Origin of the sequence: Phenylobacterium conjunctum (genome assembly GCF_042679085.1) — a bacterium.
Taxonomy (GTDB): Bacteria; Pseudomonadota; Alphaproteobacteria; order Caulobacterales; family Caulobacteraceae; genus Phenylobacterium; species Phenylobacterium conjunctum.
Window position 1 is genome coordinate 1 of record NZ_JBHTLQ010000039.1, and the last position, 13,505, is coordinate 13,505.

A 13,505-nucleotide genomic window follows, 5' to 3' on the forward strand; every position below is an offset into this window, starting at 1 on the left:
CCGCAGGGCGGCGCCTGGCCGCCGAGGCCCGGGCGGACGGCGGGCCGCCGCTCGCCATCGCCAGCGACGGCGCCGTTTTCTAGTAAAGGACTGATCGAGCCATGACGGACGTCACCGTCGTCCAGCACCCCCTGGTGCAGCACAAGCTGACCCGCCTGCGGGACCGCGACACCTCCACCAAGACCTTCCGCGAACTGACCCGCGAGATCTCGACCCTCCTGGGCTACGAGGTCACCCGCGACCTGCCCCTGACCCACAAGATGGTGGTCACCCCGATGGAGGCGATGGGCTCCCCCGAGATCGCCGGCAAGAAGCTGGTCTTCGCGCCCATCCTGCGCTCTGGCGAAGGGATGCTGGAGGGCATGCTGAGCCTCGTCCCGTCCGCCCGCGTCGCCCATATCGGCCTCTATCGCGACCCCGGCTCCATGGTCGCTGTGGAGTACTATCTGAAGGCGCCGGAGACCCTGGCGGAGCGGACGGTCATCGTCATGAACCCCCTCTTGGCCACCGGCGCCACCGCCTGCGCGGCGATCTCGCGGTTGAAGGAATCCGGGGCCCAGGACATCCGCTTCGTCTGCATCCTGGCCGCCCCCGAAGGCGTCGCCCGACTGCAGGGCGAACACCCCGACACCCCCATCTGGACCGCCGGGATCGACAAGGGTCTGGATGAGAAGGGCTTCATCCTGCCGGGCTTGGGCGACGCTGGCGACCGGCTGTACGGGACGCGGTGAATGCGACTGTCGTGGCCGGGACAAGCCCGGCCACGACGTTGCTGAGTTACTCCGCCAACCGCGCCGCGTAGTCCTCCCGCAGGCGGGTCCACTTGCTCCAGAAGGCGCCCGGCGTCCTGCCGGCGAGCTTGTCCGCCAGCACATCCAGGTGCGCATGCCAGCCGGCGCTGACGCTCAGCATCGCGCCATGGTCCGGGAGGCGCTGGTGGGTGACGGTCAGCAGGACCTGATCGCCCTGAGGCTCAAGGTCGAAACGCACCTCGCCGCTGTTCCAGGTGAAGGCCAGCACCCGGGGCGGCTCGGCGCGGATCATGCGGCTGGTCATGCTGTGCTCGGCCGGCATGCTGTCGGGCCGGTCGTCGCCGGGGCTGAGCTCGCCGTTGCGCCAAGTGAGCTCGACCGCCCCGCCCGGCGTCAACTCCATAGGGCCAGCGGCCAGCCATTGTCGGCGCAGGTCGCTTTCGGTGAGGTAGGCCCAGACCCGCTCGATGGGGCCGGGCAGCAGGCGTTGGAGGCGCACGGTGGCGGGTTCGGTGCGGACGCCATAGGCGTCGACGGTGGCGGTTTCAGTCATGGGTGTCTCCTGAGGGCTTTTGGGCGTCTTCCTTCCGAAGCAGGCCCTCGAGGACATCGAGGCGGCTGGTCCAGAACCGTTCGTAGAAGCTGATCCATTCGTGCGCCGTCGCGAGCGCGCCGGGGTCGAGCCGGCAGAGGTGCGTGCGACCCTGCACCCGTCGCTGCAGCAGCCCCGCGCGCTCCAGCACCTTCACGTGCTTGGAGGCCGCCGCCAGGGACATGGCGAAGGGCTGGGCCAGGTCGCCCACGCTGCGCTCGCCTTGCGTGAGGTCTCGGAGCATCCGGCGGCGGGTGGCGTCGCCCAGGGCGTGGAAGACGGCGTCGAGCTGGGGGGCTTCTAATTCAACCATGTGGTTGAATATGTACGCGCCATCCAGATTGTCAACCATTCGGTTGAGCAATAGCTGTGGCGCGAAATCCATCTAGCGGCACGCCTTATGTCAATATATGCTCACACCCTGGATGGGACCGGCCGGGGAGCCGGCCCGGGCGGGAGACGCGAGGCTCATGAAAATCGGACGCATCCTCGGCGGGATCGCCGTCGTGCTGGTGGCGCTGGGCGCCCTCATCTGGCACTTCCGGGCCGACGTGCTCGTGCGGCTGGCCGTGCTGCGCCAGCCCAAGGTCGAGGCCAATCAGCCGGTGAACTGGGTCCAGGGCCCGGCGACGGCCCCGACCGGCGAGCGGCCGCCGAACATCGTCTTCATCCTGGCCGACGACCTCGGCTTCAATGACATCACCTTCAACGGCGGCGGCATCGTGCCGACCCCGAACATCGATTCCATCGGCAAGGGCGGGGTCGACTTCACCAACGGCTATTCCGGCAACGCCACCTGCGCCCCGTCCCGCGCGGCGATCATGACCGGCCGCTATCCGACCCGCTTCGGCTTCGAGTTCACCCCGACCCCGGTCGGCTTCTCGCGCATGGTCGGCACCTTCAAGACCCCCGGCTCCACCCATCCGCCGCACTTCAACGCCGACAAGGTCAAGGACACCCCGCCCCTGGACACCCAGGCCGTCCCGGCCTCGGAAGTGACCATCGCCGAGCTGCTGAAAAGCCGCGGCTATCACACCATGCACCTGGGCAAGTGGCACCTGGGCGGGACCAAGGGCACCCGGCCGGAAGACCAGGGCTTTGACGAAAGCCTCGGTTTCATCTCCGGCGCCTCGCTGTTCGCGCCGGTGAAGGACCCGAACGTGGTCAACTCCAAGCAGGACTTCGACCCCATCGACCGGTTCCTGTGGGTCACCCTGCCCTTCTCGGTCCAGTACAACGGCTCCAAGCCGTTCCATCCCGACAAGTACATGACCGATTACCTGACCGATCAGGCGATCTCGGGCATCAAGGCCAACCGCAACCAGCCCTTCTTCATGTACCTGGCCTACAACGCGGTCCACACGCCGCTGCAGGCCACCAAGGCCGACTATGACGCCCTGCCGCAGATCAAGGACCACCGCCTGCGGGTCTATGGCGCCATGCTGCGCAACCTCGACCGCAATGTCGGCCGGGTGCTGGCCGAGCTGAAGGCCCAAGGCCTGGACGACAACACCATCGTCATCTTCACCTCCGACAACGGCGGGGCGAACTATATCGGCCTGCCCGATATCAACCGGCCCTATCGTGGCTGGAAGGCCAGCTTCTTCGAGGGCGGCGTGCGCGTGCCCTTCTTCGTCCGCTGGCCGGCCAAGCTGGCGCCGGGCTCGCGCTTCAGCGCCCCGGTGGCCCATATCGACATCTTCGCCACCGCCGCCGCCGCGGCCGGCGCCGCCGTGCCCAAGGACCGGGTCATCGACGGCGTCGACCTGACCGCCTTCGCGACCGGCAAGGCGCAGGGCCGCCCGCACCAGAACCTGTTCTGGCGCTCCGGCGACTACAACATGGTGATCTCCGGCGACTGGAAGCTGCAGAGCGCCGCCCGGCCTAAGAAGACCTGGCTGTTCAACCTGGCCACCGACCCCACGGAAAAGGTCAACCTGGCCGACAAGGAGCCCGCCAAGGTCGCCGAGCTGATGGCCCTGATCGAGGCCCAGAACAAGCAGACCATGGCGCCCAAGTGGCCGTCCCTGCTGGAGGGCGCGATCCCCATTGACCATCCGCTGGGCGTGCCGGACAAGCCGGGCGACGAGTTCATCTACTGGTCCAACTGATGCGTATCGCCCCCCTCTTCGCCGCCGCCCTCGCGCTCGCGCCCGTCGCCTGCGCCCCGGCGCCGCCGAAGGCCTGCCAGGCGGACCTGGCCATCCCCGATCCGGCGCACCTCCGGGCGGGGATGGTGAAGATCAAGGGGGGGACTTTTCTGATGGGGGCCGCCGCGATGCGGCCCGAAGAGGGCCCGGCCAAGGCCGTCGCCGTCGGCGACTTCTGGATCGACCAGCACGAGGTCACCAACGCCGATTTCGCCAAGTTCGTGGCCGCCACCGGCTATGTGACCGAGGCCGAGCGGCCGCTGGATCCCAAGCTCTATCCCGGCCTGACGCCGAACCAGATGCGGCCCTCGTCCCTGGTGTTCGTGGGCGCCGAGCCGGGCGTCGACCGGGGCGATCCGTCAGCCTGGTGGCGGGTGATCCCGGGCGCCGACTGGCGTCATCCCAAGGGGCCGGGCAGCAACATCAAGGGCCGCGAGACCCTGCCGGTGGTCCACATCGGCTATGAGGACGCGCTGGCCTACGCCCGCTGGCTGGGCCGCGACCTGCCCACCGAGGCCGAGTGGGAATACGCCGCCCGCGGCGGCCTCGCCGGCGCCCCTTACGTCTGGGGCCAGCAGAAGACCCCAGGCGGCCAGCCCCAGGCCAACACCTGGCAGGGCGTCTTCCCGTCCATTGACGCCGGCGCCGACGGCTACAAGGCCAGCGCCGCCCCCGTGGGCTGCTTCAAGCCCAACGGCTACGGCCTGTTCGACATGGCCGGCAATGTCTGGGAATGGACCAAGGACCGGATCAACGGCGACCAGCACGTGATCAAGGGCGGCTCGTTCCTGTGCGCCGACGACTACTGCTTCCGCTATCGCCCGGCCGCTCGCGAAGTCGGCCCGCCCGACACCGGCGCCTCGCACATCGGCTTCAGGACGGTGATCCGCGACTAGAGGGCGGCGAGCCGCGCGTCCAACCGATCCCGCACCGCCGGCCACTCGTCGGCCAGCACCGAGAAGATCACCGTGTCGCGCAGCCGGCCGGTCCAGGTGACCCGGTCCTGGCGAAGGATCCCCTCCTGCACCGCGCCCAGCTTGGTCACCGCCGCGCGGGAGCGGGCGTTGAGGGCGTCCACGCGGTAGACCACGCGCCGGGCGCCGCAGGCGAAGGCGTGGCCCATCATCAGCCGCTTGGCCGCCGGGTTCACCGCGCCGCCGCGGTGGTCGGGCGCGTAATAGGTGCCGCCGATCTCCACCACCGCATTGGCGGCGTCCATGCCGCGGAAGCAGGTCAGGCCCGCCAGCGCCTGGCCGACCATCACTGCAAAGCCAATGGTCTGGCCCTGGGCGATATGGGTGGTCAGCATGGTCCAGGTCGGCTCGAAATGCTCGCCGGCCCAGGAGAACGGATAGAGCCTTGTCCAGATGTCCTGGTCCGCCTCGCACGCGGCGCGCAGGGCGTCCTTGTGCTGGTCGCCCATGGGCTCCAGCCGCACGAAGCGGTTCTCCAGGACCTCGGTCGCGATCTGCATGGGCGTCTCCTTCGCTCCCCGACCTAGCCGGGAAGCGGTCTGGTCGAAACGACCAGTTCGCGCCGCCCGATCAGACCACTACTTCGCCAGCATCAACTGGGCGGCCTGGACCAGGTAGCTGACGCCCACAGCCGTGACGATCCAGCGGGTCCAGCGCTTGAAGTTCACGTCGCTCATCCGGTCGAGGATGCGGCCCCCCGCCACCGTGCCCAGCATGGACAGGGGGATGGCCAGGGCGAACACCCAGACCGCCGGCAGGCCCTTGGTCCCCGAGGCCAGCAGCGGCGCGCCATAGACCAGCACCTTGGCCAGGTGGGCGAAGACCTGGGTGGCGGCCTTGGTGGCGACGATGGCGTGGCGGGTGAGCTCGGTGCGCACGAAGAAGATGTCGAGCAGGGGCCCGGCGACGCCGGCCGTCAGGTTCAGGCCGGTGACCGACAGGCCGGACAGGAAGGCCTGGGAGGGCTTTGCCGCATCCAGCTTGATCCAGCTCTGCGGCAGCCAGGTCAGGAACGGCACCAGGCCTAGGAGCAGGAACAGCAAAGGCTTGGAGGGCGTAAAGCGCAATAGGCTCACCGCCACGCCCGCCAGCACTGAGGCCAGCCCATACCAGGCCACGATGTCCCAGCGGACGAACTTGCGGTGCAGGATGGCCCGCCAGCCGTTGGCGACGAGTTGCAGGAGGCCGTGGGTCACAAAGGCCGCCTGGACGGGCAGGACGAGGGCCAGCGCCCCCATCAGGACAAGACCGCCCGCCATGCCGAACACCCCGGACAGGGTGGCGGTGACGAACGCCATGAGGATGATGAAGAAAGCCGAGGTCGCGGCCATGGGTAGTCCTCCGGGTTGCGGTCCGCTCCGATGGGGGACACAGGCCCCCGGCGATCGCGGATCAGCTGCGCAGCGTGCGCGGAAAGGTGTTGGCGGGATCGCCCGCCGCGCCTCCCGGAGAAGGCGTCTTTGCTCCCATCCGCCGACCGGGGCGAACGTCCTGGCCCGGAGCGCGCAAGACCTGCGCTTCAACCCGGCTCCCAGGTGGAGCCCCCCACAGCTACACCCAAGCTCGCGGGGCGTCGAGGGCGCACGAAAAAGGCCCCGGTGCGAACACCGGGGCCCCATTCCGTCCGTGAAGGACCGTCGTCTTAGCGGCGGAACACCGCGGCCAGGGACTGGTCTTCCGGCATTTCGCGGTACTGGCGCAGCTCGTTGCGGCCGACCACCATGTGGTGAACCTCGTCCGGGCCGTCGGCGATGCGCAGGGTCCGGGTGTTGGCGTACATGCGGGCCAGCGGGGTGTGCTGCGACACGCCGAGCGCGCCGTGCATCTGGATCGCCTGGTCGATGATCTCGCAGACCCGTTCCGGAACCATGGCCTTGACCATGTGGATCCAGATGCGGGCTTCCTGGTTGCCCAGGACGTCCATCGCCTTGGCCGCCTTCAGCACCATCAGGCGCATGGCCTCGATGTCGATGCGGGCGCGGCTGATGATTTCCAGGTTGCCGCCCAGGTTCACCAGCGGCTTGCCGAAGGCTTCACGGGTCAGGCCGCGGGTGACCATCAGGTCCAGGGCCTTTTCAGCCTGGCCGATGGCGCGCATGCAGTGGTGGATACGGCCCGGGCCGAGACGCAGCTGGCTGATCTCGAAGCCGCGGCCTTCGCCCAGCAGCATGTTTTCCTTCGGCACGCGGACATTGTCGAAGACGATGTGCATGTGGCCGTGCGGCGCGTCGGGGTCGCCGAACACGTGCTGCGGGCCGATGATCTTCACCCCGGGGGTGTCGGTGGGCACCAGGATCTGGGACTGCTGCAGGTTCGGCGGGGCGTTCGGGTCGGTCTTGACCATGGTGATCATGATCTTGCAGCGCGGGTCGCCGGCGCCGGAGATGTAGTGCTTCTCACCGTTGATGACGTACTCGTCGCCCACCAGCACGGCGCGGGTGTTGACGTTCTTGGCGTCCGACGAAGCGTAGTGCAGCTCGGTCATCGCGAAGGCCGAGCGGATCTTCCCCTCGAGCAGCGGCTTCAGCCACTTTTCCTTCTGTTCCGGCGTGCCGACGCGCTCCAGCACTTCCATGTTGCCGGTGTCGGGCGCGGCGCAGTTCATGGTCTCGGACGCCATCGGGTTCTTGCCCAGCTCGACGGCGATATAGGCGTAGTCGAGGTTGGACAGGCCCTCGCCGGTGTGGGCGTCGGGCAGGAAGAAGTTCCACAGGCCCTCGGCCTTGGCCTTGTCCTTGGCGGTTTCCAGCACTTCGAGCTGACCGGGGGCGTAGGACCAGATGTCGGTCTTGTTCGCGCCGAGGCGATGGAATTCCTCGGTCATCGGATTGACCGTCTCCTTGATGAACCGCTTCACGTGGTTCAGCAGGGGCATGGCCTTTTCGGACATGCGCAGGTCGTTCAGCTCGTCCTGCGGGTTCAGGCCGAAGGTCAGAAGGCCCTTGGTCTTGGTCTCGCTCATGAAGTCTCTCCCAGCTTGGTCATCGGCCCTGGCGGCCCGCTTTGGTGCTCCGCGCTAGCTTTGGCCCATATTCCGGGAAAATCAAACAAGCGTTTGATCAATTCCGCCACGATCCCCCGACCCGGGTCAGGCGGGCGGAGCCTATCTGGGAAAAACAAAGGGCTTGCGACGGGGGCACGTCGCAAGCCCTGAGAGCGTTCTCCGAAAAGTGCGAAGCGGCTTTCGGATCGAAGAACGATCTACACTTTTAGAAGGAAACGAGCCCCTTCCGATCTGATTGGGGCGATCAGATCGGAAGGGCTCGGGGACGGCTCGGGGGGAGGACCGGCCGTCAGGCGTAGAGCGGGTGGGCCGCGCCGAGCGCGACCACGGCCACTGTCGCCGAAAGGATCAGAATGGCCGGAGCCAGTTTGAAGATCATCGTCATGATGCGCAGATAGGAAGCCTGGGCCTCCACTTCCAGTTAAGCTTTCGACATCTTTTCTCTAGGACGCCGCAGATCGTCTGAATGCGACATCGGACCTGCGAAATCTTGGATCAGGCCGGCGCGTGGCAGACCGCCTCGACATTGTGCCCGTCGGGATCGAGGACGAAGGCCCCGTAATAGGTCGGATGATAGTGGGCGCGGATCCCCGGCGGCCCGTTGTCCCGCCCGCCCGCCGCCATGGCCGCGGCGTAGAAGGCGTCGACGGTCGCCCGGTCCTTGGCGGTGAAGGCGACATGCACCCCCGCGGTCGGCGGCCCGCCGGTTCCGAACCAGAAGAACGGCTTCATCTCGGCGCCATAGCCGCAGTGGGCGTGGCCGCCGGTCTGTTCGGCGGTCACCTCCATCATCACACTGACGCCCAGCGGCTTCAGCGCGGCGTCAAAGAAGGCGCGCGACCGGCCGTAGTCGGCGACGGTGAGCCCGATGTGGTCCAGCATGGCGATCTCCTTACGTCTGAGATCGCCACCCTGAACCGGGTCGGCGCCAGGACCTGTCAGCAGGCCTACTTGGTCGGCAGGGCCGCGGCGCCCGCGCAGACCCCGGCCATCAGGGCCTTGTCGTCGGCGCCGTCGATCTTCTTGGAGGCCGTCTTGCGCCAGTCGGCGGGGACCTCCAGGGGCTTCTTGGGCGAGTAGCCCGAGATCAGGATCATGTCGCCCTTCTGACAGTCGATGGCCACCAGGCTGCCGACCCCGTCAGCGGCGCCAGGGGCGGACGGCCCCATGCGCGGCTCGGCGCCCACCTTGCCCACCGCCTGCAACACGACCACCCGGCCCGAGGCGGCGTCGCGATAGGAATAGTCCGCGTCATAGGACCATTGGATGTGGTTGGCGCTCTCGGCGGAATAGGGCTTCCAGGTTTCCGCATGGGCGGCGGCCGACAGGGCCAGGCTGGAAAGGGCGGCGAGCAGGAAGGCCTGACGCATGTTCGGGTCCTTGAGGATCTTTAAAGAGGTCGGGACCCTATCCCCCCTCTGTGGCGTGATCCAGGCGATGGGCGCCCGAAACGACAAGCCCGTCACACAAATTTCTAGGGCCTTCGCCTTGACTCCGTCCGGCCCCCAACCTACCTCCCCGCCGTCGTTAGCACTCCAGGGTCGCGGCTGCTAACAGCGCGCCCGGAAGCCAACGAACGATCAATCCAACCGTCTCGAACGGAGAGAAGAAGACATGGCGTTTCGTCCCCTGGGAGACCGCGTCCTCGTGAAGCGCGTCGAAGAAGAACAGAAGACCAAGGGCGGGATCATCATCCCCGACACCGCCAAGGAAAAGCCGCAGGAAGGCGAAGTCGTCGCCGTCGGCCCCGGCGCCCGTGACGACAGCGGCAAGATCCAGCCCCTGGACGTGAAGGCCGGCGACCGCATCCTGTTCGGCAAGTGGTCCGGCACGGAAGTGAAGATCGACGGTCAGGACCTCCTGATCATGAAGGAAAGCGACGTCCTGGGCGTGGTCGAGTAACCACCCCTACCGCCTTCCTCCCCACACCCTTTTTGAAAGAGCAGAAAAATGGCCGCTAAAGACGTCTATTTCTCTTCCGACGCGCGCGATCGCATGCTGCGCGGCGTCAATGTCCTCGCCAACGCGGTGAAGGTCACCCTGGGCCCCAAGGGCCGCAACGTCGTCATCGAAAAGTCCTTCGGCGCCCCGCGCTCGACCAAGGACGGCGTCTCGGTCGCCAAGGAAATCGAACTGACCGATCGGTTCGAGAACCTCGGCGCCCAGATGATCCGTGAGGTCGCCTCGAAGACCAACGACAAGGCCGGCGACGGCACCACCACCGCCACCGTGCTGGCCCAGGCCATCGTGGTCGAAGGCCTGAAGTCGGTCGCGGCCGGCATGAACCCGATGGACCTGAAGCGCGGCATCGACAAGGCCGTCGCCAAGGTGATCGAAGAGATCAAGGCCAACGCCAAGAAGGTCTCGGCCAACTCGGAAATCGCGCAAGTCGGCACCATCTCCGCCAACGGCGACGCCGAAGTCGGTGAGATGATCGCCCGCGCGATGGAAAAGGTCGGCAACGAAGGCGTCATCACCGTCGAAGAAGCCAAGACCGCCGAGACCGAACTCGACGTCGTCGAAGGCATGCAGTTCGACCGCGGCTACCTGTCGCCCTACTTCATCACCAACGCCGACAAGATGGAGGCCGATCTCGAAGAGCCGCTCATCCTGCTCTTCGAAAAGAAGCTGACCTCGCTGCAGCCGCTGCTGCCGGTGCTGGAAGCCGTGGTGCAGTCGGGCCGTCCGCTGCTGATCATCGCCGAAGACGTCGAAGGCGAAGCCCTGGCCACCCTGGTGGTCAACAAGCTGCGCGGCGGCCTGCGCGTCGCCGCCGTCAAGGCTCCGGGCTTCGGCGACCGCCGCAAGGCCATGCTGGAAGACATCGCCATCCTGACCGGCGGTGAGCTGATCAGCGAAGACCTCGGCATCAAGCTCGAGAACGTGACCCTCGACATGCTGGGCCGCGCCAAGAAGGTGACCATCACCAAGGACGACACCACCATCGTGGACGGTGTCGGCGCCAAGGACGCCATCGAAGGCCGCATCAGCCAGATCAAGCGTCAGATCGAGGACACCACCTCGGACTACGACAAGGAAAAGCTGCAAGAGCGTCTGGCCAAGCTGGCCGGCGGCGTCGCGGTGATCCGCGTCGGCGGCGCGACCGAAGTCGAAGTGAAGGAAAAGAAGGACCGCGTTGACGACGCCCTGAACGCCACCCGCGCTGCGGTGGAAGAAGGCATCGTCCCTGGCGGCGGCGTGGCCCTGCTGAAGGCTTCCAAGGTTCTGGAAGGCCTCAAGGGCGACAACGACGACCAGGAAGCCGGCATCGCCATCGTGCGCCGCGCCCTGCAGGCCCCGATCCGTCAGATCTCGGAAAACGCCGGGGTCGAAGGTTCGATCGTGGTCGGCAAGGTCCTGGAAAACGCCTCCCCGACCTTCGGCTTCAACGCCCAGTCGGAAGAGTATGTGGACATGGTCCAAGCCGGCGTCATCGACCCGGCCAAGGTTGTCCGCACCGCTCTGCAGGACGCCTCCTCGGTGGCCGGCCTGCTGATCACCACCGAAGCCGCCATCGTCGAAGCCCCCAAGAAGGGTGGCGCGGCCGGCGGCATGCCGGGCGGCATGCCCGGCGGCATGGGTGACATGGACTTCTAAATCCTGTCATCCCGGCCTGGCCGGGACCCAGTCAGTAAAGCTTACAGGAGGGCGGGGCCGCGAGGCTCCGCCCTCTTTCTTTTGCGCCTCAGTCGTCGCGCATGTCGCCGAGCACCAGATGGCCGACCCAGCTGGTCGCGCCCGTGATGATGGCCGCCAGGACGCCCGGGACCAGGCCGTCGATGGTGAAGCCCTTCAGGAAGTAGGCCACCAGCCCGATCATCCCGGCGTTGATGACCAGCAGGAACAGGCCCAGCGTCAGCACGGTGATCGGCAGGGTCAGGACAAAGACGATCGGCCGGACGATGGCGTTGATCACGCCCAGCAGCAGGGCGGCGATGGCCAGGGTGGTCAGGCTGTCATAGGCCACCCCCTTCACGAAGTGGGCGGCGATGGCCAGGCCGATGGCGGCGAAGATCGCGCGGATGAGAAACTTGGCGAGCATGAGGCCTCCTTGGGTCCCGCCGCGCGGCGCGGCGAGGCCCCCAAGGCTGAGCCTCAGCGCGGTCCGGCTCAAGCGGATTACGCGCCCGCCCAACGAAAGAGTTCGTCGAACAAGGTTCCATTCACTATTCTTACCCAAAGTGGGGTGGCGTATCGTCACACCCCCCGGATGTGACGGCGCGGGGATGGGAGCCGAACCGTGAGCGACAGCAAGTCCGCTCTGATCGACGAGCGCCTGGACAAGGTGCCTCGGGTCGACTGGGAAGTGCTGATCATCCGGGCCGCCATCGGCGTCGGCGCGGCCCTGCTGACCCTGCCCCTGCTGGGCGTCTGGGGCGCCCTGGGCTGGTTCTCGCTCTACGCCGCCCAGGACGGCGCGACCTTCTTCGTCACCCGCGCGACGCGGCGCAACGGCGCCATGACCGACAGCCAGCGGCGGGCCTATGTGGCCCTGCTGTTCGCCAGTTCGCTGATCTGGAACATTCTGACCGTCATCCTCTGGCGCACCGGCGAGGAAGGCTACCGGATGGCGGCCTCGGCCATCATCATGGCCAACCTGATCCACGCCGTCGGCTTCTCGTTCCGGTCGCCCGCCTCGCTCGCCGCCATGGGCGGGGTGCCGCTGCTGCTGTGGCTGGGCCTGCCGGCCGTCTATGGCGGCTATTCCGGCCACGTCTGGCTGTCGGCCTCCCTCGCCCACCTGATGCTGGTCAGCTACATGATCACCAGCGCCCGGGCCAACATCGCCAATGCGCGGGCCCTGGAGGCCGCCGAGCAGAAGGCCATCGCCGCCACCGAGGCCAAGTCCGCCTTCCTGGCCATGGTCACCCACGAACTGCGCACGCCGATGAACGGGGTGCTGGGCATGGCCCGCGCCCTGCAGCGCACCAGCCTGGACCGCCGCCAGCAGGGCTATGTTGAGACCATCCTGCGCTCGGGCGACGGCCTGCTGGCCATCCTCAACGACATCCTCGACATCTCCAAGATCGAGGCCGGCCGCATGGACCTGGTGGTCGAGGCCTTCGACCTCGGCACGGTCGGAAACCAGGCCGTCGAACTGTGGGCCGAAAGCGCCCTGGCCAAGCGCCTGACCCTGACCTGCGATGTCTCCGCGGACCTGCCGCCCCGCGTCCTGGGTGATGAAACCCGGGTTCGCCAGATCATCTACAACCTGGTCTCCAACGCCCTGAAGTTCACCGAGACCGGGGGCGTCACCCTGGCCCTGCGCGCCGCGCCCGGCGCCGACGGCGACGGCGGGGTGGAGATCGCGGTGACCGACACCGGGCCGGGCATGTCCGCCGAACAGGTGGCCGGCCTGTTCCGCCCCTTCGTCCAGGCCGAGGCCGGCACCGCGCGCCGCTATGGCGGTACGGGCCTGGGCCTGTCCATCTGCCGCAAGCTGGCCGCCATGATGGGCGGCGACGTCAGCGTCGAGAGCGAGCCCGGCAAGGGCTCGACCTTCAAGGTCTGGCTGCCCCTGCCCGCCGCCGACGCCCAGGAAGACCAGCCGGCCGCCGACACCGGCGAACTCGACATCGCCGCCCTGCGCATCCTGGTCGCCGACGACAACCCGGTGAACCTGGCCGTGGCCCGCGCGGTGCTGGAGGCCTTCGGCGTCACCGTCGAGGTGGCCGCCCATGGGGCCGAGGCCCTGGAGCGCCTGCGCCTGGGCGGGATCGACCTGGTGCTGATGGACGTGCGCATGCCGGTGATGGACGGGGTCGAGGCGGTCGGCCGCATTCGCGACGGCCAGGTCGGCGACGCCAACCTGCCGGTCATCGCCCTCACCGCCGACGGCATGGCCGGCGAGGAGACCAAGCTGAAGTCCAGCGGCTTCGACGCCGTGCAGACCAAGCCGGTCTCGCCCGCCGCCCTGGTGGCCGCCATCGCCGAGGTGCTCAGCCGCCGGGACAGCGCCTCCCGCGCCGCCTGAGCGTTTCAGCCGCGACACGCTGACGGCCCAATTCCGCCCCCGGCGGCGGCCAGGCTCGG

Annotated in this window: 14 protein-coding genes; 6 read left to right on the plus strand and 8 right to left on the minus strand. The window is 67.7% G+C overall.

Annotated features, from left to right (window positions below):
* The first annotated feature begins 101 nt into the window (after positions 1–101).
* Positions 102–731 carry a uracil phosphoribosyltransferase gene (gene upp / locus ACFQ27_RS15290; protein WP_377354191.1) on the plus strand — a complete coding sequence of 210 codons (630 nt, stop codon included), beginning with the start codon at positions 102–104 and terminating at the stop codon, positions 729–731.
* A 46-nt stretch (positions 732–777) separates the two neighbouring features.
* Here upp and ACFQ27_RS15295 read toward each other — a convergent pair whose 3' ends face one another.
* A complete protein-coding gene (locus ACFQ27_RS15295; RefSeq protein WP_377354192.1) occupies positions 778–1,305 on the minus strand; it encodes an SRPBCC family protein in 528 nt (175 codons plus the stop codon).
* Complete coding sequence (locus ACFQ27_RS15300; protein WP_377354193.1) at positions 1,298–1,657, minus strand: ArsR/SmtB family transcription factor; 360 nt, start codon at positions 1,655–1,657, stop codon at positions 1,298–1,300. Before ACFQ27_RS15300 ends, ACFQ27_RS15295 begins: the two co-directional genes overlap by 8 nt.
* Positions 1,658–1,814: 157 nt before the next feature.
* Between ACFQ27_RS15300 and ACFQ27_RS15305 the strand changes: the two genes are divergently transcribed.
* Entirely contained in the window at positions 1,815–3,455 is a 1,641-nt protein-coding gene (locus ACFQ27_RS15305) for a sulfatase-like hydrolase/transferase (RefSeq protein WP_374343306.1), read from the plus strand.
* Complete coding sequence (locus ACFQ27_RS15310) at positions 3,455–4,390, plus strand: formylglycine-generating enzyme family protein (RefSeq protein WP_377354194.1); 936 nt, start codon at positions 3,455–3,457, stop codon at positions 4,388–4,390. Before ACFQ27_RS15305 ends, ACFQ27_RS15310 begins: the two co-directional genes overlap by 1 nt.
* Here the strand turns inward: ACFQ27_RS15310 and ACFQ27_RS15315 are convergent.
* The 5 genes from ACFQ27_RS15315 to ACFQ27_RS15335 all read right to left on the minus strand — a co-directional run bounded on the left by ACFQ27_RS15315 (position 4,387) and on the right by ACFQ27_RS15335 (position 8,842).
* Positions 4,387–4,968 (minus strand): GNAT family N-acetyltransferase, encoded by a 582-nt coding sequence (locus ACFQ27_RS15315; protein WP_377354195.1) that lies wholly within the window; start codon positions 4,966–4,968, stop codon positions 4,387–4,389. The two genes, ACFQ27_RS15310 and ACFQ27_RS15315, sit on opposite strands and share 4 nt — an antisense overlap.
* Before the next feature lie 78 nt (positions 4,969–5,046).
* A complete protein-coding gene (locus ACFQ27_RS15320) occupies positions 5,047–5,799 on the minus strand; it encodes a TSUP family transporter (RefSeq protein ID WP_377354196.1) in 753 nt (250 codons plus the stop codon).
* 311 nt (positions 5,800–6,110) lie between these two features.
* The gene (locus ACFQ27_RS15325; protein WP_374343316.1) at positions 6,111–7,430 is read right to left on the minus strand and encodes an acyl-CoA dehydrogenase family protein; all 1,320 of its coding nucleotides are present in this window, start codon (positions 7,428–7,430) and stop codon (positions 6,111–6,113) included.
* A gap of 537 nt (positions 7,431–7,967) precedes the next feature.
* Positions 7,968–8,354 carry a VOC family protein gene (locus ACFQ27_RS15330; protein WP_377354197.1) on the minus strand — a complete coding sequence of 129 codons (387 nt, stop codon included), beginning with the start codon at positions 8,352–8,354 and terminating at the stop codon, positions 7,968–7,970.
* A gap of 65 nt (positions 8,355–8,419) precedes the next feature.
* Positions 8,420–8,842, minus strand: a complete 423-nt coding sequence (locus ACFQ27_RS15335; protein WP_374343320.1) for a hypothetical protein — start codon at positions 8,840–8,842, stop codon at positions 8,420–8,422.
* Positions 8,843–9,086: 244 nt separating this feature from the next.
* Between ACFQ27_RS15335 and groES the strand changes: the two genes are divergently transcribed.
* Both groES and groL read left to right on the plus strand, forming a co-directional pair.
* Positions 9,087–9,374 (plus strand): co-chaperone GroES, encoded by a 288-nt coding sequence (groES, locus tag ACFQ27_RS15340; RefSeq protein WP_374343322.1) that lies wholly within the window; start codon positions 9,087–9,089, stop codon positions 9,372–9,374.
* 48 nt (positions 9,375–9,422) lie between these two features.
* Positions 9,423–11,069 carry a chaperonin GroEL gene (gene groL, locus ACFQ27_RS15345; RefSeq protein WP_374343324.1) on the plus strand — a complete coding sequence of 549 codons (1,647 nt, stop codon included), beginning with the start codon at positions 9,423–9,425 and terminating at the stop codon, positions 11,067–11,069.
* Between the two features lie 88 nt (positions 11,070–11,157).
* Here the strand turns inward: groL and ACFQ27_RS15350 are convergent, their stop codons facing one another.
* A complete protein-coding gene (locus ACFQ27_RS15350) occupies positions 11,158–11,514 on the minus strand; it encodes a phage holin family protein (RefSeq protein ID WP_374343326.1) in 357 nt (118 codons plus the stop codon).
* A 198-nt stretch (positions 11,515–11,712) separates the two neighbouring features.
* Between ACFQ27_RS15350 and ACFQ27_RS15355 the strand changes: the two genes are divergently transcribed.
* Positions 11,713–13,446 (plus strand): ATP-binding protein, encoded by a 1,734-nt coding sequence (locus ACFQ27_RS15355; RefSeq protein ID WP_377354198.1) that lies wholly within the window; start codon positions 11,713–11,715, stop codon positions 13,444–13,446.
* The last annotated feature ends 59 nt before the right edge of the window (positions 13,447–13,505 follow it).

Coding starts and splice junctions, on each gene's coding strand:
- ACFQ27_RS15300 (WP_377354193.1), bottom strand. CDS start 1,657: ATGGTTGAATTAGAAGCCCCCCAGCTCGACGCCGTCTTCCACGCCCTG.
- ACFQ27_RS15305 (WP_374343306.1), top strand. CDS start 1,815: ATGAAAATCGGACGCATCCTCGGCGGGATCGCCGTCGTGCTGGTGGCG.
- ACFQ27_RS15320 (WP_377354196.1), bottom strand. CDS start 5,799: ATGGCCGCGACCTCGGCTTTCTTCATCATCCTCATGGCGTTCGTCACC.
- ACFQ27_RS15350 (WP_374343326.1), bottom strand. CDS start 11,514: ATGCTCGCCAAGTTTCTCATCCGCGCGATCTTCGCCGCCATCGGCCTG.
- ACFQ27_RS15310 (WP_377354194.1), top strand. CDS start 3,455: ATGCGTATCGCCCCCCTCTTCGCCGCCGCCCTCGCGCTCGCGCCCGTC.
- ACFQ27_RS15325 (WP_374343316.1), bottom strand. CDS start 7,430: ATGAGCGAGACCAAGACCAAGGGCCTTCTGACCTTCGGCCTGAACCCG.
- ACFQ27_RS15315 (WP_377354195.1), bottom strand. CDS start 4,968: ATGCAGATCGCGACCGAGGTCCTGGAGAACCGCTTCGTGCGGCTGGAG.
- groL (WP_374343324.1), top strand. CDS start 9,423: ATGGCCGCTAAAGACGTCTATTTCTCTTCCGACGCGCGCGATCGCATG.
- upp (WP_377354191.1), top strand. CDS start 102: ATGACGGACGTCACCGTCGTCCAGCACCCCCTGGTGCAGCACAAGCTG.
- ACFQ27_RS15330 (WP_377354197.1), bottom strand. CDS start 8,354: ATGCTGGACCACATCGGGCTCACCGTCGCCGACTACGGCCGGTCGCGC.
- ACFQ27_RS15295 (WP_377354192.1), bottom strand. CDS start 1,305: ATGACTGAAACCGCCACCGTCGACGCCTATGGCGTCCGCACCGAACCC.
- groES (WP_374343322.1), top strand. CDS start 9,087: ATGGCGTTTCGTCCCCTGGGAGACCGCGTCCTCGTGAAGCGCGTCGAA.
- ACFQ27_RS15335 (WP_374343320.1), bottom strand. CDS start 8,842: ATGCGTCAGGCCTTCCTGCTCGCCGCCCTTTCCAGCCTGGCCCTGTCG.